This window comes from Enterococcus moraviensis ATCC BAA-383 (assembly GCF_000407445.1).
GTDB classification, from domain to species: Bacteria; Bacillota; Bacilli; order Lactobacillales; family Enterococcaceae; genus Enterococcus_L; species Enterococcus_L moraviensis.
In genome coordinates, this window is the sequence record NZ_ASWB01000003.1 from 453260 (window position 1) to 477242 (window position 23983).

A 23983-nucleotide genomic window follows, 5' to 3' on the forward strand; every position below is an offset into this window, starting at 1 on the left:
CTGGTTCGTGCAACTGGATCAGCGAAAAGCGGAATGAGCCGCTTTGCTCTGACAGAAAAATTCCGCGAAAAGAAAATCCCATTTCTCATCTCAACAACTGATCAATCAAAAAACTGCTGCTCGCTATCATTGGGTTTGATTTTATCCGCAACTCCTCGATACTCCGGCAATACCCACCATTGTTCCTTTTTCCAAATCGTACTTGCTTCTTGACGAGCAACTTCAAGAATATTGAAATCTGTCACAATATCGCCCACAGCAAATTGTGGAACGCCAGACTGTCTGGCACCAAATACTTCACCTGGCCCTCGAAGCTCCAAGTCTTTCTCGCTCAGAACAAATCCATTATTTGTTTCTGTCATAATCTTCATCCGTTCCACACCCATTTCATTTTTAGGGTTGGCAACTAAAATACAATATGACGCATCTGATCCTCGTCCAACACGTCCACGAAGTTGATGCAATTGCGCTAATCCGAAACGATCTGCATCCATGATCAGCATGACTGTTGCATTTGGAACATTGACCCCTACTTCAATTACAGTTGTTGAAACTAAGAGCTGAAGATCATTTTCTTTAAACTCCTGCATGATCTCTTCTTTTTCCTGGTTTTTCATTTTACCATGAAGCAAACCAACTTGATACGTCGGATTGAAAAAAGCAGACATATGTTCAAAAATTTCTGTGGCATTTTTAACATCTAATGCTTCAGATTCTTCAATCAACGGACAAATCACATAGGCTTGATGACCACGAGCTAATTCTTTTTCCATCCACTCTAAAACTGTATCTAATTGTGGCGGGCGAATCCAACGAGTTTCAATCGGTATTCGGCCAGCAGGCATTTCATCAATAATCGAAACATCCATCTCACCAAAAGCTGTAATCGCTAAGGTTCTTGGAATTGGCGTCGCCGTCATGAATAAAACATCAGGTTTCAAGCCTTTTTCTCGCAAGACTCGACGTTGATTCACACCAAATCGATGCTGCTCATCCGTAATAACTAATCCTAATCGGTGAAACAAGACATCTTCTTGGATCAACGCATGCGTTCCGATAATTATATCGATTTCACCAATAGCCAATTGTGCAAGGATTTCTCGACGTTCCTTCGTCTTAGTTGATCCCGTCAATAGGGCTGTTCGAACTTCTAAAGGATCGTATAACTGCTGTAGACTTTCCATATGCTGTTGCGCTAAAATCTCAGTCGGCACCATTAAAGCCCCCTGAAAGCCAGCTGTCATCGTAGCATAAAGTGCAATCGCCGCGACAACCGTTTTACCACTCCCAACATCTCCTTGAAGTAGCCGCTGCATATGATTGGGGCTCATTAAATCTCGACAAATTTCATTGGTCACCTTTTTTTGAGCTGCAGTCAATTCAAAAGGCAACTTTTGCGTAAATGATTTTAGACGATCCACATCATATTGAATGATCAAGCCATTTTTTTCAGCTTTTTCTTGCCTTTTCAATCCTTGCATTTTTAATTGAAATAAGAAAAACTCTTCAAAAACAACTCGCCGTTTCGCCTGATGGCTTTCTTCTGGATTGCTTGGAAAGTGCATCGCAACCATTGCTTCTCTTCGTGGCATCAAACGATATTTCTCTAACAAGTCTTTTGGTAGAATTTCAGAAATCAGCTCACCATATTTTTCGAATCCTGTGCGAATCAGCTGAATCAAGCTACTTTGTCGAACTTTCTTATTCACATGATAAATTGGTGCAAAATCTTCTCCATCATTTTTGGCCGCTAAAATTTTCATTCCATTCAATGATTTACGTTTTGCATCCCATTTTCCGTAGACGGCGATTTCTTCTGACATTACAATTTTATCTTTTAAGTAGGGCTGATTAAAGAAGGAAACGTTGATTACAGCATGGTCTTGCATCATTCGAAACATCATTCGACTTTTTTTATACCCATAACGACTAACAACAGGATCGGATACTACTAAGCCTTTTAGAGTGACTTTTTCTTGATCTTGGATTTCATTCAACTCTTTTTCTTGAATATCATCATAACGAAAAGGGTAGTAGGACAGTAAATCTTCGATCGTTTGAATCCCTAATTCTTTTAAGTTTTCTGCTCGTTTTGGACCAACTCCTGGTAACACACCAATGTCATCTGACAAGTCCATTGATTTTCCTCCTCTCATCTGTTAAATACGAATATTATCGGTATTTATTCTATTTTATATAGAAAAAGCCAAACAACTAGTGTCTGGCTTCAATAAATCAGTTATTATTCAGCTGAAAACAAGTATGGATAAACAGGTTGTCCACCTTCATGGAGCTCTGTTTCTAGATCTTCAAATTCAGTAGTCAATGCTTCTACAAATTTTTCAGCTTCTTTCATTGTGCCGTCTTCGCCGACAATAATCGTGACGATTTCTGTATCTTCATCGATCATTCGTTTTAGAGTATCCAATGATGCTTTGAACATATCCGGTTCAGAAACAACGATCTTACCGTCGATCATTCCTAGATAGTCATCTTTTTTGATTTCGACATTATCGATTGTTGTATCGCGTACAGCTGTTGTTACCTGTCCACTAACAACACTTTCGATCATTTCTGTCATCGTTGTTTTATTTTCTTCAAGCGATTGTTGATCATTGAATGCAAGCATTGCTGTCATCCCTTGAGAGATCGTTTTAGTTGGTACGACTGCTACTGGAATATCCGCTACTTCTGCTGCTTGATCTGCTGCCATGAAGATATTTTTATTATTAGGTAAAATGATTACTTGATCCGCATTAACTTCTTTAACGGCTTTTAAGATGTCCTCAGTACTTGGGTTCATTGTTTGACCACCACTGATGATGTAACTAGCACCTAAACTGCGGAACAACTCTTGCACACCTTCTCCTGCTGCAATTGCAATAACTGCATACGGAACACGTGCTTTTTGAACAGCTGCTGCTTGAGCATCGTGTTCAACTAATGTTTCGTGCTGTAAACGCATGTTGTCTACTTTGATTTTCACTAATGAACCAAATTTTTGGCCATAGTTCATTACTTCACCTGGATGTTCTGTATGAACATGAACTTTGATGATTTCATCGTCGTTTACAACAAGTAAAGAATCCCCTAATTCGTTTAGGTAGTTTCTAAATGTTTCATAATCGAAATCACTGTCCACAGTTGGACCTTCACCGATTTGAACCATGATTTCTGTACAATAACCGAATTTGATATCTTCAGTTGCTACATGTCCGCTGACACCACGGTGATGCTCAGCATTGACCATCTCATCCATTTCACCTGGACTAGGTTCATACACTTCAGTAGCCAAAAATTCACCTGATAAAGCTTCTAAAAAGCCTTCATAGATAAATAATAATCCCTGACCACCACTATCGACCACACCAACCTCTTTTAATACAGGTAAAAGATCTGGTGTTTTCGCTAAAGCACGTTTTGCACCTTTTACTACAGCTTCCATCACTTCAATACAATCATCTGTTTCTTTGGCTTTACGTTCACCTGAACGAGCAGCTTCACGAGAAACAGTTAAAATTGTACCTTCTACGGGTTTCATTACTGCTTTATAGGCAGTCTCAACGCCATGAGTAAACGCTGCTGCTAAATCTTTTGCATTCAACGTTTCAACATCTGGAATTTGTTTAGAAAATCCACGGAATAATTGCGATAAGATAACGCCAGAATTACCTCTAGCACCCATCAATAATCCTTTTGAAAGAATTGTTGTTAATTCTCCGACTTTTTCTGAGCGAGAATCAGCTACCGCTTTCGCTCCACTCGTCATAGATAAGTTCATATTTGTTCCTGTATCGCCATCTGGCACAGGGAAAACGTTCAATGAGTTGACATACTCTGCATTCACATGCAAACGACTCGCACCAGCCTGAACCATCTCTTGGAACTGACTTGCACTGATTTCTGTTACATTCACCTAAAAAATCCTCCTTTGAGATTCACTGTTGCATAGAAAAGCGAAACGAACTGCTTAGACCTCGAACAAATTAGGAAAATGCAGGAAAGATGCTCTGTGTCTTTTCGGCATTTTCTCTATTTGTTGAGAGGTCTGGTTCGTGGAGCTAGATCAATAAAAAGTGAAACGATCACGTCCAGCTAAACTCTTGCTAACAGCTGGCTACCTAGTCAGGCAACACACGAACACCTTGCACAAATACGTTGACTGAATTAGCAGTCACACCTAATAGTGTTTCAAGGTTGTATTTTACTTTTTCTTGTACATTACGAGATACTTCTGAAATTTTTGTTCCATAACTTACGATTGTATATACGTCGACCGCAACGCCATTTTCTTCTTGACGTACGACAACACCTTTAGAATAATTTTCTTTACGCAAAATGCCATTTAAATTATCTTTGATTTGGTTTTTACTAGCCATACCGACGATTCCGTAGATATCTGTCGCAGCTCCGCCTACTACAGTGGCGATAACATCATTGGTAATCTCAATGGTGCCTGCTGGTGTTTTGATTTTTACAGCCATTGATGAAAGCCTCCTTAAAGAGCATAATTGCCCTATTTTCTTCTATAATATTTTAACATAGCCGTACCTTAATGAAAAGGAACTTATCTAGATAATTATAGAGGTCTCATCTATTTTACCAATAATTGTATAATTTACATCGTTTGTAGGAAAATGTCAAACTGATTTGAAAATTCTCTTGCAAAAAAATGCCTTTTATGATAAATTAAGTTAGTATGAGCTGAAGACTAACGCTCCGAGATCAAAGCAAAGGAGGAAACTAAAAATGGCAAAAGTATGTTACTTTACTGGTCGCAAGACAACTAGCGGAAATAACCGCTCACATGCAATGAACGCTACTAAACGTACTGTTAAACCTAACTTGCAAAAAGTTCGTGTATTAATAGACGGTAAACCTAAAAAAGTTTGGGTGTCAACTCGTGCTTTGAAATCTGGTAAAATCGAGCGTGTTTAATAGAACGTAATCAAAAAGCTGAACGGCATGCCGTTCAGCTTTTTTTATTTACCATCACAACTTTGAATTACGGCTATTATTCCTGCACCGAATGAAAACTCAGCAGTCGTTCCAACAAATTCATTACTTGCATACGAAGTAGGGACTTTTACATCCACCTGATCTAATGTATATTTGCTTTTTGTCAAAGTCAACTTTTTGACTGGTGTTAGACAGCAATACGCTAAATAGTCCATCCCTTCTTCTTTTTCCACTACATAACTTCCTGGAAGGTAATACGCAATACTGTTTTGATGATTCCTAAGTTTTATTTGATGCGCAAATGGTTGAAAACGTGGCTCCATAGGCAACCATAAATTGGCTAAAAAATGATCTAAACGACCACCCGTTGCACCTATGATCGTTATTTCCGATTCAGGAAACTTTTCAACAGTCAGTGCTAATGCTAACTGAGTATCTGTATCATCTTTTTCAGCTTGTGCCTGTACTAGCTCTTTTGCTTGTTTTTGAATCTGTTGATATTCAGTGGACGTTAATGAATCAAAATCACCGACTGCAAGATCCAATGACCAACCTTGTTTCACGATATATAAGCTTCCTCGATCAATCCCTACAAAATAGTCAAATGCTGTTGGCTCAAACTGCGGCCAATCATCAGGCGAGCCGCCCGCCACAAGAAGAATATTCATTAATCCAACACAGCTCTCAACGCTTCTATACGCTCTTTAGGACTTTCTGAATCATAGATATAAGAACCTGCTACAAATACATTGGCTCCAGCTTCTTTACAGCGCTTAGCTGTTTCTGGAACAATGCCTCCATCCACTTCAATATCGTACGTATACCCTTTTGATTCTTTCCATTCCTTTAATTGCGCGATTTTATCAAGTGAACTTTCTATAAATGATTGTCCTCCAAAGCCAGGATTCACTGTCATGATCAAGACTTGGTCGACTAAATCTAATACATATTCAATCGCAGATAACGGTGTGCCTGGATTGATCACCACGCCTGCTTTGACACCGGATGCTTTGATCATTTGGATAGCACGGTGGATATGAGGTGTTGATTCTTCATGAATCGTAATAATGTCCGCACCAGCTTTAGCAAAAGCCTCAATATAATTTTCTGGCTGAACGATCATCAAGTGAACATCTAACGGTAACTTAGTTACTGGTCGAATCGCCGAAACTACGTTAGGTCCTAAGGTAATATTCGGGACGAATTGACCATCCATCACATCCACATGAATGTAATCTGCTCCTAATTTTTCGACTAATTGAATATCTCTTTCTAAATTGGCAAAATCGGCACTTAAAATCGATGGTGCTAGTTTCATTAAAGCCACTCCCTTATTTTTTCTTATAAATTGGTCTACGGTTTTCTATTTCTAATAAAAACTGCAGATAATTATCATAACGTGTTTGAGCAATCGTTCCAGCTTCTACGCGACTTTTCACTTCGCAACCTGGTTCTTTACGGTGCATACATTCGCGAAATTTACAGGATGAAGATGCTTCTACAAATTCTGGAAATTGCTTTGGCAACTCAGTTGTTTCCATTTCTAAAAAGTCGATTGAGCTAAATCCAGGGGTATCTGCAACTAACCCATCGTACAATGGCAATAGTTCTACATGACGCGTCGTATGTTTCCCTCGCCCTAACGATTCAGAAATTGCATCTGTAGCCAATTGGAGATCCGGCGAAATTTTGTTTAGCAAGGTCGATTTCCCTGCTCCTGATTGCCCCATGAAAACGGTCAAGCGTTCTGGAAAATATTGTTCCAGTGCGCGTACTGCTTCTTCATCATTGGCTTTCGTTGCTGCAATGACTGGATAACCGATTTCTCCATAAACTCTTTTAACCTCATCCACGCTGACTGCTTCTGTGCCGTTCAGCAAATCAATCTTCGTTAAGTATAGGATTGGCGCAATCTCTTTATCTTCTAACGTGACTAAAAAACGATCCAATAGATTGTAGGAGAAATTAGGTTCGATCATGCTCATGACAACTACACCTTGATCCACATTCGCCACTGGCGGACGCACCAACTCATTATGTCTAGGAAATACTTCAAGCAAATAGCCATCCGTTGGATTATCACTTTCAAACATAACCTCATCACCGACTAATGGCGTGATTTTTCGATTACGAAAATTCCCGCGGGCTCTCGTTTGAAATGTTGCGCCCTCTGCATAAATATAGTAAAAACCGCTTAATGCTTTTCTAATTTGACCTTTCAGAAATGCCACCTCCTCGTCTCTGTTGGTTTCATTTTACCATAGGTTGGAGAAAAGCTAAACGCAGGGCTTGAGAAATCAATTTTTCTCACAAAAAAAAAGACCGAGCCATAACTTGTAACGTCATGACTCAGCCTTATGAAATCTGGATAAATAGCGAAAATAAAAGTGTTTACTCTCGTACATCTTATACTTAAATTTTAGCCGACTAACATATTTTATTGATTCTCTTGATCGCTTGTTGAATCTGTTGTGTTTGAATAGTTAACCGTAATAGTACTTCCTTTTGCACGGCTTTCACCAGCACTTGGTGATGTATTTGAAGCAGTTCCTTTTGAGCGATCACCCGAACCTGCTGCATAGACAAAACCATTACTTTCTATCTTGGCTTTCGCCTCAGATTCAGATAATCCCGTAACATCTGGAACTACGCTCGATTCTGGGCCTGAACTGACACGTAGGATTACTTTACCTGTTTTGATATCAAATGATGTTCCTTCTTTTGGTTCTTGAGAAATCACTGTTCCTTTGTTTACCGTGTCACTCGCTTCATCGACTTGTTCATACTTTATACCAAGGGCAACTAAATCCGTCACGACATTCTCATAAGAGCGTCCTACGTAATTTCCTAAAGAAATAGAACTTGATTCAGAACTCGTCGTTGTTTTATCTGGTCCGGAACTTACTGTTAAGGTGATTTTACCTTTTTTAGGATTAAATGGATTGCCTGCAGCTGGATTTTGAGCGATAACTAGATCTTTTGCTATTGTATCGCTTGGTTTATCCACTCGAGTGATTTGGCTTTCTTTGATGCCATAACTTAACAGCTCTGTTATTGCATTGTCGTAGCTGTAGCCTAAACTTGCATAATCCGCTAGGTAGATGTCATCAGGTCCTTCACTAACGACCAACGTGACTTCATCTGTTTTTGGATCAACTTCCTCGCCTTTTTCTGGCGTCTGGCTGATGACTTTGTCTTCCTCTACTTTAGAGTCTTTTTCTTTTTCGATTTTGATTTGGCTTTCTTTAAACCCTTGATCACCAAGTTTTTCAATAGCGACTTTATAACTGTCACCTGTAACGTCAACAATCTTGATTTTTTTGTTTCCAGAGCTGACGTATAGCTCGACTTCACGATTTTTTTTGACAGTCGAATCTATCTCAGGATCTGTCTTGACCACGTTTCCTTCTTCAATCTCGTCACTTTGTATTTGCTTTGCCTCTGCTTTAACTTTTAGACCAGCATCTTCCAACATTTTTCGTGCTTCTGCTTCTGTTTTATCCGCTACATTTGGAATCTTGGCTTCACTGCTGCCACGACTCGCAAAAAAGACTAGACCACCGATAACTAAAGTGATTGTCAGTATAATCATAGCAATAACTAACCTTTTCTTTGTCTTCTTTACTTTTACATCTTGCTCTTCGATTTCTTGATGCTCATTTCGCTCCTCTTTCGGAGTTTCCATTGTTTTAAACGAAGATGGCATCGCCATTTCATCTGTGATCGGCGTTAAAATTTTTGTTTCCCCCATCAAACCAGTTGGTTGCCATTTGGGTTCATTTAAACGATTTGCTGCCAACACAGTGTATAAATCCCGTGACATCTCTTCAGCCGTCTTATAGCGATCAGCTGGGTCTTTTGCCGTTGCATGCAAGACCACGTTTTCCAAAGATTGCGGAATATTAGGATCAAACATTTTAACCGATGGCATTTCTTCTTGAAAATGTTTTAAAGCGATTGTTACAGCGGACTCACCATCGAACGGTACGTTTCCAGTCAGCATCTCGTATAAAATGATTCCCACTGCATAGACATCTGACTGATTCGTCGCCATACTACCGCGAGCTTGTTCTGGCGATAAATAATGAACAGAGCCTAGCATAGTATTCGTCTGGGTGATGGAAGTTTCCGTCAACGCAATTGCGATTCCAAAATCAGTGATTTTAACAACGCCGCTTTCATCCATCAAAATGTTTTGTGGTTTCAAATCTCTATGAATGATTCTATGTTCGTGCGCTAGCGAAACTGCTGATAAAATTTGTTCCATGATATCAACGATTTTTGCGTATGGAATTGGGTATTGCGTTTGAATAAATCTTTTCAGATCCATTCCTTTTACATATTCCATTACTAAGTATTGTAATCCATCTTCTTCGCCTACATCATAAACGCTGACGATATTAGGATGGACCAATTCGGTTGCAGCTAAGGCCTCTCTTTGAAAGCGGCGAATTGCTGCTTGATCATTTTGGAAGTCAAAACGTAGTACTTTAACAGCTACATCACGATCCAAAATCAAGTCATGTGCTAAAAACACATTTGCCATACCGCCGCTACCGATATTGCCAATAATATGATATCGACCATTCAATTTTCTGCCGATTTCGATCATTGGTTTTCCTCCTTCTGCTCGTCAAAATGGATCACTAACACGGTAATATTATCCGCGCCACCTGCTTCGTTTGCTGTTGCGATCAGCGTTTCAACTTTTTCATTTAATGGTCTTTCTGAAAGTAAAATAGTTAAAATAGTCTCCTCTGAGACCATATTTGTTAAGCCATCTGAGCATAGTAAAATGTAATCATCGGGCACCCAAAGATGGTTTGCCACATCGACTTCCACCGTTCTTGGCATTCCCAAAGAGCGTGTCAGGACATTTTTTCTTGGATGATTGGCAGCCATTTCCCGCGTGATTTCTCCAGATTTTACTAGTTCATTTACTAAAGAATGGTCTTCTGTTAGTTGGCGTAATTCATTATTGCGGACTAAATAAGCTCTACTATCCCCAATATTAGCCAATACAAATGATTGGTCTAATAATACTGCACTGACGATTGTCGTGCCCATACCTAAATATTCAGGTCGAGACTGGCCTTTTTCATAAATCATCTCATTTTCATCTTGAATCTCTTTGATCAGCCACTGCGCAGCTTTTTCAGATGTATCAATAAGGCTCTCTTGCCAACGTTCACCAAGATTGTTGACTGCCATTTGACTCGCAACATCTCCTGCCTGATGACCACCCATTCCGTCCGCTAAAATAGCTAAAGACACTCCCGACTGATTCTCGAATAATCCTGCATAATCTTGATTCGTATTTCGTTTCCGTCCGACATCTGTTTGAAAATTGATTTCCACTATGCTTCACCTCGTTTAGCAAACTTTTTGCATACAACAAATAAAAAATCCATCCGTCCCTAATTGATGCGGGTATAATGTGAGCATCTGATCTTGTATAGCAGGCTGAACAGCCTCGCTAACACTCACGTCGATTTTCTTAAATTCTGGATGCTTTTGTAAAAATGTTGCAATAACTTCTTGATTTTCTTCTTCGGTAATCGTACATGTGCTATAGACCATTATACCGCATTGTTTCAATGTTTTGGCAACACTTTCTAGAATTTCTAGCTGAATTTTAGGTAATTGTTCAAAATCTTGTGCAGATTTATTGTATTTAATATCTGGTTTACGGCGCATTAGTCCTAGACCTGAACAAGGCGCATCTACTAAAATACGATCAAAATATTCTGCTGGAAACTCTTCTCCTACCTTGCGCGCATCCAATTTTTCAGTATCAACGACATCTTTTACATGAAGACGTTCAGCATTTTGCTTGATTAATTTAATTTTATGATCATGAATATCTAAAGATTTCACCCGACCACCTTTTGTTGCATCAAGGAACGTTGCAATGTGCGTTGTTTTCCCTCCAGGTGCTGCACATGCGTCTAATACAACATGATTTTTTTCGATCTGCATGGCTGGGGCAACAAGCATCGAGCTTTCATCTTGGATCGTCAATTTACCAGCATCGAATAAATAATTCCCTGCTAAAAAACCTTTTTCAGCAACTACTCCATAAGGTGAAACTTGACTGGCAGACGCATCAATATGATCCTTTTGCAATTCTTCTAAGGCTTCTTCAATACTGATTTCACGAAGATCCACACGCCCACTAACATGACTCTTTTCAAAAAGCGATAATCCTAATTTTCTAGTTTCTTCCAGTCCCATTTGATTGATCAGTTTCTCAGTCAACCACTTTGGCATACTGATTTCTACAGATAATCGTTCCACAGGATCTTGGATAGCCTCTAAGCTAGGTGCTCCTTCACGTTGAAATGCCCTAAGTACACCGTTCACAAATTTACCGATGCCGACATTTCCTCGGTGTTTCCCGATTTCCACGGCTTCATTGATGATAGCATGATCAGGAATTTTATCTAAAAATACTAATTGGTAAATCGACAAGCTAAGTAAATTTTTCACCCAGCTATCTACTTTTTTAGGGTTTGTAATAAAGGGTGTTAAATAATATTCTAGTAGCAACTTGCGGCTGATTGTGCCATACACAAGTTCCGTGAACAAACGACTGTCTTTTTCTCCTAACGCCGATTTATTGATCATTTCATTTAATAATAAATTGGAGTACGCTCCACCGTTATCTACACGCTCAATCGTTCTTAATGCCACATAGCGGACAGAACTCTTTACTCTTGCTGGTATTTTTTTCCCCATATTGACTAGCCCACCTTATCTGATTCTGCAACTGTTTTGCCGACCCCGTTTAAGAAGTCTTGGATGAATAACTTACCTTTACCCGAAGGCTGAATCGTGTTTATCGAAAGAACCGTTCCTTCGCCACATGCGATCCATAGCTCTTTTTTACTACGTTTGATGATTGTTCCAGGAATAGCTGTCGTTGTTTCTGCGATAGGTGTAACATCCCATAGCTTCCAGTTCGTGTCATTATATGTGGTAAATGCAGTTGGCCATGGACGCATGCCACGCACTTGATTGTCCACTTGTTCTGCTGTTTTCGCCCAGTCGATTCGTTCTTGTTCTCTTGTAATGTTTGGAGAAAATGTCACTTGATTTTCGTCTTGAGGAATCGGTGTAATTTCATTAGCTAAAAGTTTAGGTAATGTATCTAACAACAATTCTTTTCCGACCACACTTAAACGTTCAAACATCGTACCTACATCATCCGATTTGGTGATTGGAATCGCCCGTTGCGAAAGAATATCGCCAGCATCCATTTTCTTCACCATTTCCATGATTGTAACGCCTGTTTCTTTTTCTCCTTCGATAATGGAGTAATGAACAGGAGCGCCGCCACGGTATTTTGGCAATAATGACGCATGAACATTGACTGCACCAAACTTAGGTGCGTTTAAAATTTTCTCTGGTAAAAATTGTCCAAAAGCGGCTGTCACAATTAGATCAGGCGCAAGTTCGATGATTTTTTCCATTTCAGGTGAACCTGAGATTTTTTCTGGTTGTAAAACAAGCAATCCGTGTTTGACTGCTGCTTCTTTTACTGGTGTTGGCGTGATTACTTTTTTCCGTCCAACTGGTCGATCAGGTTGTGTCACGACTGCTTGTATTTCATAACCATTTTCGATCAGTCCTTCTAAAATAGGCACTGAAAAAGCGGGTGTTCCCATAAAAATTAGTTTAGTCATCTAAATGTTCCTCCATATATGCTTCTAAATCTTCTGGTTTGATTGGGTCAATGATTTTATCAATAAATAATTCCCCATTGAGATGATCGATTTCATGTTGAAACGCTCTAGCTAGATAACCATATGCCGTTACCTCGATTTCGTCTCCTTCGCGATCAAAATAACGAACAGTTACCTCATCGGCTCGCTCCACAGTTCCATAAGTCTCTGGAATACTCAAACAGCCTTCCACATCGATATCGCTACCTTTACGCTCGATGATTTCAGGATTGATCAATTCAAATAAACCTGTTTCTTCATCGACTTCAATCACTGCAAGTTGAAGATTTTTCCCAATTTGGGGTGCTGCCAAACCGATGCCGTCATGGGCAACCATTGTTTCATACATATCTTCTAAAAGTGTAATGGTTTCATCCGTGATCATAGTCACAGGTTTTGCTTTTTGTTTCAGACGTTCATTAGGGTGTATCACTATAGGATAGCGCATAGAGTTTCCTTTCTTTGATAAAGCTAGATAAAGTTCATCGGCTCAGCATCGATCGATAATTTCAAGCCATGAGCTGTTGCTCTTTGAGTGTCGGTCAGTATTTTTTTTAAGATATTTTGTAAATTAGGTTCGTTTTTATATTTTATGATTACTTGGTAAAAGTAACGATTATTGACACGCATGATCGCGTTAGGCGTTGGTCCAAGTAAAATACTTTGGTCAGACAAGCCTGCTTTCAGTTCCTTGACGATTTCAAACATCTGCTTCGCTGCTTGATTTTCTTCTGGATGGCTTGCTGTGATTTGTACCGTAAAATAAAACGGTGGGTAATCCCCGCGATGACGGACGTACATTTCTTTTTGATAAAAGTCCTCATAATCTTGGGCTTTTGCTAATTGAATAGCGTAATGTTCAGGATTAAACGATTGGATAATCACTTCTCCCGGCTTTTCTGCTCGCCCTGCTCGACCGCTGACTTGGGTCAATAGCTGAAATGTTCGTTCACTTGATCTAAAATCCGGCAAATTAAGTGCGGTATCAGCATTTAAAACACCAACTAACGTTACATTTGGAAAATCCAATCCTTTAGCAATCATTTGTGTTCCAAGCAAAATATCTGCTTCATGATTACCAAAAGCTGTCAAAATTTTCTCATGCGCTCCTTTTCGCCTTGTTGTATCCACGTCCATTCGCAAAACACGACTTTCAGGGAATAACGCTTTAAGCTCTTCTTCCACTTTTTGCGTTCCAGTTCCATAATAACGGATTTTATCTCCCCCGCAATTTGGACAATGATAAGGAATACGTTCTTCATGACCACAATAATGGCATTTCATTGTTTTGGTATCCATATGGAGCGTCAGCGAGATATCACAGTTTGGGCAAGGTAAAACATACCCGCAATCTCGGCACATCACAAAAGAAGAATAGCCACGACGATTTAGTAATAACACGCTTTGTTCTTTTTTTACTAAACGATCTTGGATTTTCTCTTGTAGCGCTAGTGAAAAGGATGAAGTATTTTTATTTTGAATTTCTTCCCGCATATCCACAACCTCAATTGTTGGTAGTGTCGCTGTTTGATTGGCTCTTTTGGATAACACTAAGCGTTCGTACACATTTTTTTGCGCCCGTGCTCGTGTCTCTAATGAAGGTGTCGCGCTTCCTAAAACCACTGGACAATTGTGATACACACCTCGCCAAATCGCTAAATCCCGTGCATGATAACGTGGCGTTTCTTCTTGTTTATAGCTCGCCTCATGTTCTTCATCTATAATCACAACACCCAAGTTTTCCAATGGAGCAAAAATCGCTGAACGTACGCCTACTACAACTTGGGCTTCACCACGTTCGATTTTGCGCCATTCATCATATTTTTCACCTTGAGATAACGCACTATGCATGACTGCGACCTGTTCGCCAAATCGACTTTTAAAGCGATGGACCATCTGAGGCGTTAACGAAATTTCAGGTACTAGCATCATAGCTGTTTTCCCTTGATTCAAGACTTCTGCAATGACTTGGAGGTAAACTTCGGTTTTCCCACTACCCGTAATTCCTTCTAGTAAGTATGTTTTACTTAGGCCTTGATTCATCGATCCTAGAATTTTATCTACGGCATTTTGTTGTTCATCGTTTAACGCTAATGCTGTTGTTTTTTCAAATGTATGATTTGCAAATGGATCACGATACGCTTCAGCTTCTATGAACGTCAACCATTGTCTATTCGCTCCGTCATTTAACACAGCTGTACTAAAGCCTAGCTCTTTCATTTCTTTGACCGTAGTCATTTTTTCTAAGCCTAATTGCTGTAGGTAGTTGATCAATTGTTCTTTTTTCTGTGAGCCTTTTCTAAGCTCCATTCGTGCTTCTTCTAGCTGATTGAAATCTTTTAATGCTTGTATATAACGAATCGTTTTTACTCTGTTTCGCGTATTTACCTCATAGCGAATATCCACTTTTTGTTGTTTTCTAAGTTGCATCAACTGCGGTAAAATATTCCGAGCCAAAGCATCTTCCCAAGCAATTTCATCTAAGCCGTAAAATAACTCGTCTTGCAGTACTTCATTTAATTCATCTGTTAAATATATGTATTTGCTATAATCTGCACGCATTACGCTAGGCAGCATTGTTTGTAAGCAAGTGATTTTAAAGGCAAATGTTTTTTCTTTCATATAATCAGCCAGTTCCAACAATTCAGTATTAAGGACTGGTTTTAAATCTAATACAGAAAGAATTTCTTTCCATTCGAACTTTTGAGCTGCAATCACTTCGTCAGAAACGTCGTCTATCGCTAAAACAAACCCTTGTAAATGCCGGTTTCCATTCCCAAAAGGAACTTCTACTCGCATCCCAACCGTTAATTGTTGTTCTAAGTTAAAAGGAATCAGATAAGTAAACGGTTGATCTGTCTGCATTGTCGGTACATCAACGATCACTTGGGCCGCTTTTCTCATAACTATTCCTCCATTCTGTATTTATTGAATTATGCCATCACTAGATAATCTGCTCAGCTTTTCTTTGCCTATTGTACTAAAGAATCAGGCATTTGTCTTGTTCCTCTGATTTCTGTTACTAAAAATTAAAGCACTTATTCATTGTTCCACTTCGAAACATATAAAAACTGAGATGAAAACTTTTTATGGTTTCATCCCAGTTTCAACTATTTTATAAACTTTTTTCTTCGCGAATGCGGTTTTCAAGTTCTTTTTGTTCTTGTTCGTGTCTCATTTTTTGTTCTTCTTTTGCCATACGCATTCTTTCGCGTTTTTCTTCTGGGCGAGGATCATTGATCACTGTTGCAGCGTCGATTTCTTCCAATGCTTGGCCTACGCTTTTTACAGATTCAAAGCTTTCTAGTGTTGGTTGTGCACCTTCGTCTAATTCGTGAGCACGTTTACTTGCTAAGATAACAAGTGAATATTTTGATGGTACTTCTTTTAATAATGAGTCAATAGATGGTTTTAACATCATAAGGCTACATCTCCTTCAACATTTTAATATATTTACCAATTACTCGATCAACGCGAAAGTGTTCACTCGCGATAATTTCTTTGATTCGTTTCACAGCTAATGGTACCTCGTCATTCACAACAGCATAATCATATAATGCCATCATTTCGATTTCTTCGCGAGCCACACGCATTCGCTCTTCGATCACATCATGATCATCTGTCCCACGACCGACAATTCGTGATTTCAGCTCAGCTAAATCTGGTGGTGTCAAAAAGATAAAGACACCATCTGGCACCTGCTCTTTCACTTGTTCTGCGCCTTGGACTTCGATTTCTAAAAAGACATCTTTTCCTTTATCTAGCGTTTGGTTGACATAAGAAAGTGGTGTTCCGTAGTAATTTCCAACGTATTGTGCATATTCTAGCATTTCACCAGCTTCGATCATCGCTTCAAACTCTTCTTTTGTACGGAAGTAGTAATCCACTCCTTCTACTTCGCCTTCCCGCATTTTACGGGTAGTCATAGAAATAGAATATTGAAAATCGTTCTCTTCACTATCAAAAATTGCTTTGCGTACCGTTCCTTTACCAACCCCGGAAGGACCCGATAGTACAATTAATAATCCACGCTCTGACATGATGACTTCCTTTCATTAAAAGCTGAATGAACCTGTTTAGTTCTGACTGAAAAATAGGGAAAGATGATTGTGCCGGTTTTTGGCACTAGCAGCTTTCATCTTTTTTCCGAAGAACTGGTTCATAAAGCTAGATAAGTTAAAAGCTGAACAGGCTCGTTTAGGGTCGACTGGAAAATAGGAAAATATGAGAGTGGCGCTTTTTGCCACAATCAGATTTTATCTTTTTCCCAAGAGACTAGCCTGTAAAGCTAGACATTTTAAAGCTGAATGAACCCGTTTAGTTCTGACTGAAAAATAAAGAAACAGGACTAAGGCGCTTTCTGCCTCATTCAGGTTTTATCTTTTTTCCGAGAGACTAGCTCATGAAGCTAGATAAGTTAATAAAGTATTAGTTCTATAATGCACTTTTTTTCAGCAATTTTCAAGACTTTACTGTAGAATATTTTCAAAACTAATGTTATTGATTTATTTGTGACATATGGTAAAATTGAAATTCGCTGATATAAACTCTTTATATCAACGAAAGAAAGGATGTTGAAATATGAAAATCAAAAAGTTAGTTGTTGGTACTTCTATGCTTGTATGTACACTTATGTTGAGCGCAACGAGTGTCGCAGCAGAAGAAATACAAGCCAAAAGTGAGGTCAGCATAGACGTTACTCCAGGAGAATTGGAGTTAGTAGCCGCTCACCCACTAGAATTTGGAGAAATAAAATATTCATCTACTAAACAAGAGATACCTGTAAGAATTAATGACATTAATAGTTATCGTTCGGCTTTTCTAGAGCCTCTACCAATTGGCTGGACTGGGGGTCCTATAAACCCTTCATTAATCGAGATTAAAGATGATCGTGTTATGGAAAATCATACCTGGCAACTCGTTGCAAGTATGGCCCCTCTAAAAAACAAAACAACAGGTTCTGAAATTACTAATGCGAAATTAATATTAAAAAAACCGATAGATCATTATAATCAACTGACGACACATACTAACTCGTTTGAATTAAAATCAAATAATACACCTGTACAAATCGTGCATGCCACGGGTGATTACGCTCCAGGACGCCATGCAATTAGTTTCTTTGAAAATATAAAATTCGTAGGCGCACAACAAAACAACTACGCTCTCACGCCAGGTCCATATACAACAAATGATATTACCTTAGAGATCCCTAGTGGCACATCAAATCAAGAAGGATCATTATCAACTGAAATCACTTGGACTTTGACAGATACTCCCGGCGATTATGTAATTGAGATTCAGTAATCAACAACAAAGGAGTCGTTCATTATCAAACAAGCACTCAACAAAATTACAGCTATTTTCTTTATAATAGCTGTTTTTTCAATTTTCCCGACCAAACATTATGCTGAACAGTTTTCTGTTCGCACCCATCAGCCAGATAATCAACAAAATAAAGCCGTTTCTTATTTCGATTTGAAAACAGAACCTGGTCAAAACCAAACACTCTCTATCACAATTGAAAATAAGGAAGCAACAGATATCAAAGTAGACATTCAAACTGATTCAGCAACAACTAGTGCCTTAGGGCTAGTTGACTACTCGAATAAGGAGAAGCTGCCTAAGGATGAATCGCTAAAGTACGATTTAAAAGAGTTGCTAACACCTGCTCAGACATCATATATCATACCTAAAAATTCTAAAATCGATGCTCAACTGACCTTACAAATGCCAAAACAAGCATTTACAGGGATATTAGCTGGCGGTATCAGAATCACGCAAGCTGATACCACACAAACAGATGCAGTTAATAGCAAAATCGCTTATGAAATTGGTGTAATCATACGTGAAAAAGATACTGTACTAGAGAAACAGCTCAATTATTTAGAATTGAAGCAACGTTCTGATTCGTTGAACCTTGTCTTTCAAAATCCAGTTAGTACCTTCATCAATGACTTATCATTAAAAACAGAAATAACTAAAGGGGATGTGAAACAGAAAGTTTTTTCTGACGAAACAAAAAAATTACAGATGGCTCCGAATACGCAGCTTAATTTTCAAATCCCCACACCAGAAAATCTACCAGCAGGAACATACCAAATCAAGATTCATGCTTCTTCCGAAAAAAATAAATGGCATTGGACTTTCGATGATACTTTCCATATTTCTAAACAAACGGCAAAAGTAAAAAAGAACACGGCACTAAAAAAACAGCCAACTTCACTCTTCATTTATATTTTAATAGGGATTCTTATTGTTATTTTACTTTTAATTGCCCTCCTTATTCTGTTAATAAAACAACACAAGTTAAAAAAAGAACACTTAAAGCGACGAAAAAAGAAAAAACGAATGAAAAAGTGAGCTTTCATCTTCCAGCCTAAAATTAGTTTATTGAATTGGACCAAACTCTCCCTTTTTCATTGCAAACAATTTTTCAAAAAAGTACAAAAAACAGTATACACTCTGCCTATTTTTCAAGTAGAATAAAGTTGTTACTCAATTGTACTGATATGAGAAAAGTACTAACAATGAAGGGATTTAAATCTATGTTCACAAGAAACACACCTTTAAAAATAATTAGTTGTCTTCTGCTGGCTGCTTGTATTTCATTCGGAAGTTTTATTCAAACAAGTTACGCTGAAGAAGACCTAATGGATTTCGCAAAAGAAGCAGGCTATCCTATCAAAGAAGGGTATCAGCCAAAAGCATCCATCGTAATCGATGCTGAATCAGGACAAATTTTATGGGCAGATCAACCTGATTTAGCTTGGCATCCTGCAAGCATCGCTAAAATCATGACCATGTATTTAGCTTTTGAAGCGATGGAACAAGGCAAATTTACTTTAGATACAACCGTTGTGGCAAATGAAAAATATGTCAATATTTCTCAAATTTATGCACTTAGCAATAATAAAATCACGCTTGGCATTGATTATCCCGTACGCGATTTGCTTTCAATGATGATCGTTCCTTCATCCAATGTAGCAACTTTAATGGTCGCTAATCTTGTGTCCGATAATGATGAAGCAGCATTTATTCATAAAATGAATGAAAAAGCGGCAGAATTAGGAATGACGAATACAACTTACTATAATAGTAGCGGTGCACAAGTGAGCGCATTCGAAGGGTTTTATCAACCAGAAGGGATCGATCCAAATGGTGATAACTTATCAACTGCGAGGGATTTAGCTATTTTGGCGTATAACTTAATTAAAAAATATCCTGATGTTTTAACCTATACTAGTCAGCCAGTTGTTACGACGATGAAAGATACTCCTTATGCCGAAACGTTTGAAACCTATAATTATTCACTCCCAGGCGCTAAATATGGCTACGATGGGGTTGACGGTTTAAAAACTGGTTCAAGTCCATCTGGCGGATTCAACTATATCGCAACTGCTAAAAAAGGCGATGTGAGACTGATAGAAGTAATCTTAGGAGTAGGCGATTGGTCAGATCAGGAAGGCGAATATGAACGCCACTTAGCTGGAAATGCCATTTTAGATCACGCCTTTTCTACTTATGAATATAAAAAATTACTTTCAAAAGGCCCCAATACGATTAATCAAGAAAACATAATTTTAGACGAAGATTTTTATGGGTTTGTAAAACAGAATAGTGGACCTCGCTTTGCTTTGTCAAATGGGCAATTGACATTAGACAATGAGCTCGGTCAGGTGTCTCCAAATATCCCAGCTCAAAGTGTTCGCTATCAACAATCAGATCAAAAATCAGCTGATACTCAGACAGATAAACAAGCTAAACAAAAGAAGACTCAACAGGCTCCTACAGAAAAAAGAGGCCATAATTACTTATTAAGTGGTAGTTTAGCAGCTTTAGGTATACTACTAATCGCTTTTTCAAGGTTATTTAGAAAACGTATTTCTGGCGTGAGACGTGGCAGTCGAAAAACCTCTACGACCACATCACGTCTATTATGTACTTTAGGTGCTTTGTTCATTCTTTCAGCCATCATCGTAATTATCTTCTTATAGAAAAAGAAAGAGAGTTTATCCCACTCTCTTTCTTTTTTATTCATTCTTTTAAAAGCCCATATTTGATAACGTGTTTACAACACCCATGATTTCATCATGTCGTTTTATTTTTTTATCTACAGGACCATCGACTTCTTCTACATCCACTCGGACGACAAAACGACGATTCAATGCCACAAATGTATCTTCATTTACGCGAATATTTAACACATCATCTGTAAATGAAGCACAAGCATCTTCCCAAACATCAAAAGGTTCTTTATCTGAGATAATTTCTCTTTTCACAACTGATTTTCCACTTAATTCATGAAATGTAACATCATAATATTTTGACATACTTATTCACCTCTGTACTTTCTTCTCTTTTATTATATCTTTAAAACTTAGAATCACAAACTATTTATTATTATTCAACATTTTGGATTTGCTCACGAATTTTTTCTAGGATTGTTTTCATCTGTACAACAATGTTCTTGATTTCGATTGGACTTGACTTTGAACCGATCGTGTTCACTTCACGATTCATTTCTTGAATCAAGAAATCTAATTCACGGCCAACTGGTTCTAATTGGTTCAATAGTTCTTGTAATTTTTCCACATGAATCGCTAGACGATCTAGTTCCTCGTGAATATCTCCTTTTTCAAGTAAAATCGCCAATTCTGTCAACAAGCGGGTTTCGTCAACTTGACTACCTAACCAATCATTTAAGCGTATTTCAAATTTTTCCCGATAGTCTTTTTCATAAATCTCAACAAAACTTGCCAACTCAGTTACTAACGCAATGAAATCTTGGCTATAAGTAGTCATCACTTGCTGAATTTTTTGACCCTCTTGTAATCGACTTGCATCCACCCGTTCGATTGCTTTTCTTACAACTTCTAAAATCAATACGCCAAAGGTCTCGTCGGCTTCTTGTTTTTCTGTAACCTCAACATAATCTGAATTGTTCAACAGTTGATTGATGTTTTTAGCAGGATCAAATTGAGCTTCTGGATAATGTACAGATAGTTCTTGTTGAACCTCTTCTAACAATTGATGAATCAACCCCCAATGAACCTCCACCTCTTTATTGCCGCTACCTGTTTGCTTGATCGTGATATAGGCTTCGACACGTCCGCGTTGTAGCGTTTCTTTCATTAATTGACGAATCGCCATTTCGTAAGGATTCACTTCTTTTGGCATACGTAACTGAATATCTAAAAAACGTTGATTGACGCTTTTGATCTCAACGTCGATTTGATAGGTATCATTTAAAAATGATTCTTTCCCAAAACCAGTCATACTTTTCATTGACAGGGTGTCCTCTCTACATAGATTTTATTGCATTCGATAGAATTTCAAATTCTTCATTTGTTAATGTGATCCCTTTGCCCATTTTTTCGTGATCCGCAGACCAATCTCTTAAATCAAATTTTGGCGGACGACCATTCCAACTAACTAGGTTAAATTCTTTGCGCCATCCCTTTCCGTTATCTGATAATACAGCAATTTCTTCTACGATTTCATATGAAAATTCTTGTGCCATTATTCATTCGCTCCTTCTTGTATAAACTCTTTCATTAAAATTTGTAATGCTTGAACTGGTAATTTATCCAGGAAAAACATCAGCCGTTGTGGTTTTTCTATTCTATCTGCTTCAAGTACATTGTTCATCAGTATCAGCTGTTGTTTATCCGAAAGTAAAAAGTAATCTTCGTAATACTTCTTCAACCACTCTTGAATAGAAATCATTCCGATTGCCTCAACCAAATCAGGTTTCATTTCTTCACTCTTTCGTAAAATCCCTACTAATTCGTTGATGTTATAAAGCTTAGAAGCAGAAATGTCTTGGCTTTTTGCCAGCAACTCCACTAAAACTAAACCGATGTTTTCAGTATACACCCTGTCTTTATAAACTTTACGCAATTTTTTGCAGATTTTATTTTGTTTTTCAGTAGTATTTCCTATTTTTAATTGATACGTCTCTTCAACAAAGGTAAAAAATTCCTGTTGAAATGCCTCTACACTACTCATTGTTTCATCAAATGTGTACCAATAACCAACGTACTTTTTACTGAGTGCTTTCATTGTTTCTAAATACCCTAATTGAATATTCTTTGCTGAACGAATACCATCGAACAACAAGACTGCGCCCATTGTCCAAGGTGTTTGTAATGTTAGACAGCTCACCATTGCGGGTATTTTGGTTGCTTTAGTGATTCCCGGCCCTTTCACATCTACAATAATACATTCTGTTGCATCTTTACGTAATGCAAGATCAACTGGAATATTATTTCGATATCCACCATCTACATAGTATTTATTCGCAATTTTCGTTGCTGCCATGGCTGGAAAAAAGGAGGCAGAAGCGAGCAACCAGCTTTGCCATTGATCACGCTGACACTCGTTAAAATGAATATTTTTTTCTTGCATACTTGGTAATTCTGTAGCAACCAAATAGAAATCGGTGGTCACTGCCGCCATTTTTTCTTGTGAGAATGTATCACGAATCAAAGATTGTAAAGGTTGTGTGGAAACACCCATCGATTGAATTGCACTTAGCGTAAACGAACCAATTTGACTCACCATTCCGCCTAAAGTATCACTCGATGCTACAGTTGTGGGAAAAGACAAAATTTTCTGCGTATCGATTTTTTCCCACATATTTCTAGCCGCTTCAAAATCATCTTGTAAAATCAACGCACCATTTAGCGCACCAACTGATGTTCCTGTAATGATTTCGATTGGGATCGCTAGCTCTTTTAATGCTTGCCAGACACCGATTTGATAAGCACCACGTGCCCCTCCGCCACCTAAAACTAAGCCCGTATGATACGCTAAGTTTTTGACAGCTGTTTTATCTTCTTTTATTACGTAATCATGTTTTAGAAAAACTTCTTGTAAATGTAAATTAAGCGCTTGGGGAAACGAAAAAATCACCCTAGACTGAAACGTTTGCTTAAAAAATCGATCAATTGCTAAAAAGACAATAGACCAGCTTGTTTTGCTAGTTTCTTGGATCAATACGTTCGTTACATTCCCTGCTTCCACGCTTAAAAATAAATAGGGCGTTTTCCCTTTATAAATCACATAGGCCGTACCACTGTTACCCCGTACATTTTTACTGAATACTTGCCTCGCTATCGTATGTGTCTCGTAAAACGGTAGCAATTGAATACTTTTAGATAATTGGTGTGAAAGTTTAGACCACTCTGAAGCAACCAGTTGTTCACTTCTCATTCCAAACACCTCCATCAGTTAAAGTATACCAAAATTTCTTAAAATTTACTTTTTATTAAATAAAGAAAAAAAGAACCTTTTGA

Annotated in this window: 22 protein-coding genes; 4 read left to right on the forward strand and 18 right to left on the reverse strand. The window is 38.3% G+C overall.

Going from position 1 to position 23983, the window contains the following annotated elements:
• Window positions 1–101: 101 nt before the first annotated feature.
• The 3 genes from recG to I586_RS12240 all read right to left on the reverse strand — a co-directional run bounded on the left by recG (window position 102) and on the right by I586_RS12240 (window position 4484).
• Complete coding sequence (gene recG / locus I586_RS12230; protein WP_010766451.1) at window positions 102–2138, reverse strand: ATP-dependent DNA helicase RecG; 2037 nt, start codon at window positions 2136–2138, stop codon at window positions 102–104.
• 104 nt (window positions 2139–2242) lie between these two features.
• Window positions 2243–3916, reverse strand: a complete 1674-nt coding sequence (locus I586_RS12235; RefSeq protein WP_010766452.1) for a DAK2 domain-containing protein — start codon at window positions 3914–3916, stop codon at window positions 2243–2245.
• 205 nt (window positions 3917–4121) lie between these two features.
• A complete protein-coding gene (locus I586_RS12240; protein ID WP_010766453.1) occupies window positions 4122–4484 on the reverse strand; it encodes an Asp23/Gls24 family envelope stress response protein in 363 nt (120 codons plus the stop codon).
• 265 nt (window positions 4485–4749) lie between these two features.
• On the opposite strand from I586_RS12240, the gene rpmB reads away from it, so the two are divergent.
• On the forward strand, window positions 4750–4938 hold the full coding sequence (rpmB, locus tag I586_RS12245; RefSeq protein WP_010766454.1) for a 50S ribosomal protein L28: 189 nt from the start codon (window positions 4750–4752) through the stop codon (window positions 4936–4938).
• Window positions 4939–4982: 44 nt separating this feature from the next.
• On the opposite strand, the gene I586_RS12250 is transcribed toward rpmB, so the two are convergent.
• The 11 genes from I586_RS12250 to gmk all read right to left on the reverse strand — a co-directional run bounded on the left by I586_RS12250 (window position 4983) and on the right by gmk (window position 16723).
• Window positions 4983–5627 carry a thiamine diphosphokinase gene (locus I586_RS12250; protein WP_010766455.1) on the reverse strand — a complete coding sequence of 215 codons (645 nt, stop codon included), beginning with the start codon at window positions 5625–5627 and terminating at the stop codon, window positions 4983–4985.
• Window positions 5627–6277 (reverse strand): ribulose-phosphate 3-epimerase, encoded by a 651-nt coding sequence (gene rpe, locus I586_RS12255; RefSeq protein WP_010766456.1) that lies wholly within the window; start codon window positions 6275–6277, stop codon window positions 5627–5629. Before rpe ends, I586_RS12250 begins: the two co-directional genes overlap by 1 nt.
• Window positions 6278–6290: 13 nt before the next feature.
• On the reverse strand, window positions 6291–7190 hold the full coding sequence (gene rsgA, locus I586_RS12260; RefSeq protein ID WP_010766457.1) for a ribosome small subunit-dependent GTPase A: 900 nt from the start codon (window positions 7188–7190) through the stop codon (window positions 6291–6293).
• A gap of 206 nt (window positions 7191–7396) precedes the next feature.
• Window positions 7397–9571, reverse strand: a complete 2175-nt coding sequence (gene pknB / locus I586_RS12265) for a Stk1 family PASTA domain-containing Ser/Thr kinase (RefSeq protein WP_010766458.1) — start codon at window positions 9569–9571, stop codon at window positions 7397–7399.
• Window positions 9568–10317, reverse strand: a complete 750-nt coding sequence (locus I586_RS12270) for a Stp1/IreP family PP2C-type Ser/Thr phosphatase (RefSeq protein WP_010766459.1) — start codon at window positions 10315–10317, stop codon at window positions 9568–9570. Before I586_RS12270 ends, pknB begins: the two co-directional genes overlap by 4 nt.
• 15 nt (window positions 10318–10332) lie before the next feature.
• Window positions 10333–11697, reverse strand: a complete 1365-nt coding sequence (rsmB, locus tag I586_RS12275) for a 16S rRNA (cytosine(967)-C(5))-methyltransferase RsmB (RefSeq protein ID WP_010766460.1) — start codon at window positions 11695–11697, stop codon at window positions 10333–10335.
• A 5-nt stretch (window positions 11698–11702) separates the two neighbouring features.
• Window positions 11703–12644, reverse strand: coding sequence for a methionyl-tRNA formyltransferase (gene fmt / locus I586_RS12280; protein WP_010766461.1), 942 nt, complete (start codon window positions 12642–12644; stop codon window positions 11703–11705).
• Window positions 12637–13131, reverse strand: coding sequence for a peptide deformylase (gene def / locus I586_RS12285; protein WP_010766462.1), 495 nt, complete (start codon window positions 13129–13131; stop codon window positions 12637–12639). The genes fmt and def overlap by 8 nt, the downstream gene beginning before the upstream one ends.
• Before the next feature lie 23 nt (window positions 13132–13154).
• Complete coding sequence (priA, locus tag I586_RS12290) at window positions 13155–15587, reverse strand: primosomal protein N' (protein ID WP_010766463.1); 2433 nt, start codon at window positions 15585–15587, stop codon at window positions 13155–13157.
• Window positions 15588–15798: 211 nt separating this feature from the next.
• On the reverse strand, window positions 15799–16104 hold the full coding sequence (gene rpoZ, locus I586_RS12295; protein ID WP_010766464.1) for a DNA-directed RNA polymerase subunit omega: 306 nt from the start codon (window positions 16102–16104) through the stop codon (window positions 15799–15801).
• 4 nt (window positions 16105–16108) lie between these two features.
• The gene (gmk, locus tag I586_RS12300; RefSeq protein WP_010766465.1) at window positions 16109–16723 is read right to left on the reverse strand and encodes a guanylate kinase; all 615 of its coding nucleotides are present in this window, start codon (window positions 16721–16723) and stop codon (window positions 16109–16111) included.
• 541 nt (window positions 16724–17264) lie between these two features.
• Here gmk and I586_RS12305 point away from each other — a divergent pair.
• From I586_RS12305 to I586_RS12315, 3 genes are all read left to right on the forward strand, one after another.
• Complete coding sequence (locus I586_RS12305) at window positions 17265–17990, forward strand: WxL domain-containing protein (protein WP_010766466.1); 726 nt, start codon at window positions 17265–17267, stop codon at window positions 17988–17990.
• Between the two features lie 81 nt (window positions 17991–18071).
• On the forward strand, window positions 18072–19046 hold the full coding sequence (locus I586_RS12310; RefSeq protein ID WP_279615039.1) for a WxLIP family cell surface protein: 975 nt from the start codon (window positions 18072–18074) through the stop codon (window positions 19044–19046).
• A gap of 185 nt (window positions 19047–19231) precedes the next feature.
• A complete protein-coding gene (locus I586_RS12315; protein WP_010766468.1) occupies window positions 19232–20680 on the forward strand; it encodes a DUF1958 domain-containing protein in 1449 nt (482 codons plus the stop codon).
• A gap of 48 nt (window positions 20681–20728) precedes the next feature.
• Here I586_RS12315 and I586_RS12320 read toward each other — a convergent pair whose 3' ends face one another.
• The 4 genes from I586_RS12320 to I586_RS12335 form a co-directional block, all read right to left on the reverse strand.
• Window positions 20729–21016: a hypothetical protein gene (locus I586_RS12320; protein ID WP_010766469.1), complete on the reverse strand. Its 288-nt coding sequence runs from the start codon at window positions 21014–21016 to the stop codon at window positions 20729–20731.
• A 70-nt stretch (window positions 21017–21086) separates the two neighbouring features.
• Entirely contained in the window at window positions 21087–21971 is an 885-nt protein-coding gene (locus I586_RS12325) for a YicC/YloC family endoribonuclease (protein ID WP_010766470.1), read from the reverse strand.
• 16 nt (window positions 21972–21987) lie between these two features.
• Complete coding sequence (locus tag I586_RS12330) at window positions 21988–22206, reverse strand: YdbC family protein (protein ID WP_010766471.1); 219 nt, start codon at window positions 22204–22206, stop codon at window positions 21988–21990.
• Complete coding sequence (locus I586_RS12335; RefSeq protein WP_010766472.1) at window positions 22206–23900, reverse strand: patatin-like phospholipase family protein; 1695 nt, start codon at window positions 23898–23900, stop codon at window positions 22206–22208. The genes I586_RS12330 and I586_RS12335 overlap by 1 nt, the downstream gene beginning before the upstream one ends.
• Window positions 23901–23983: the final 83 nt, after the last annotated feature.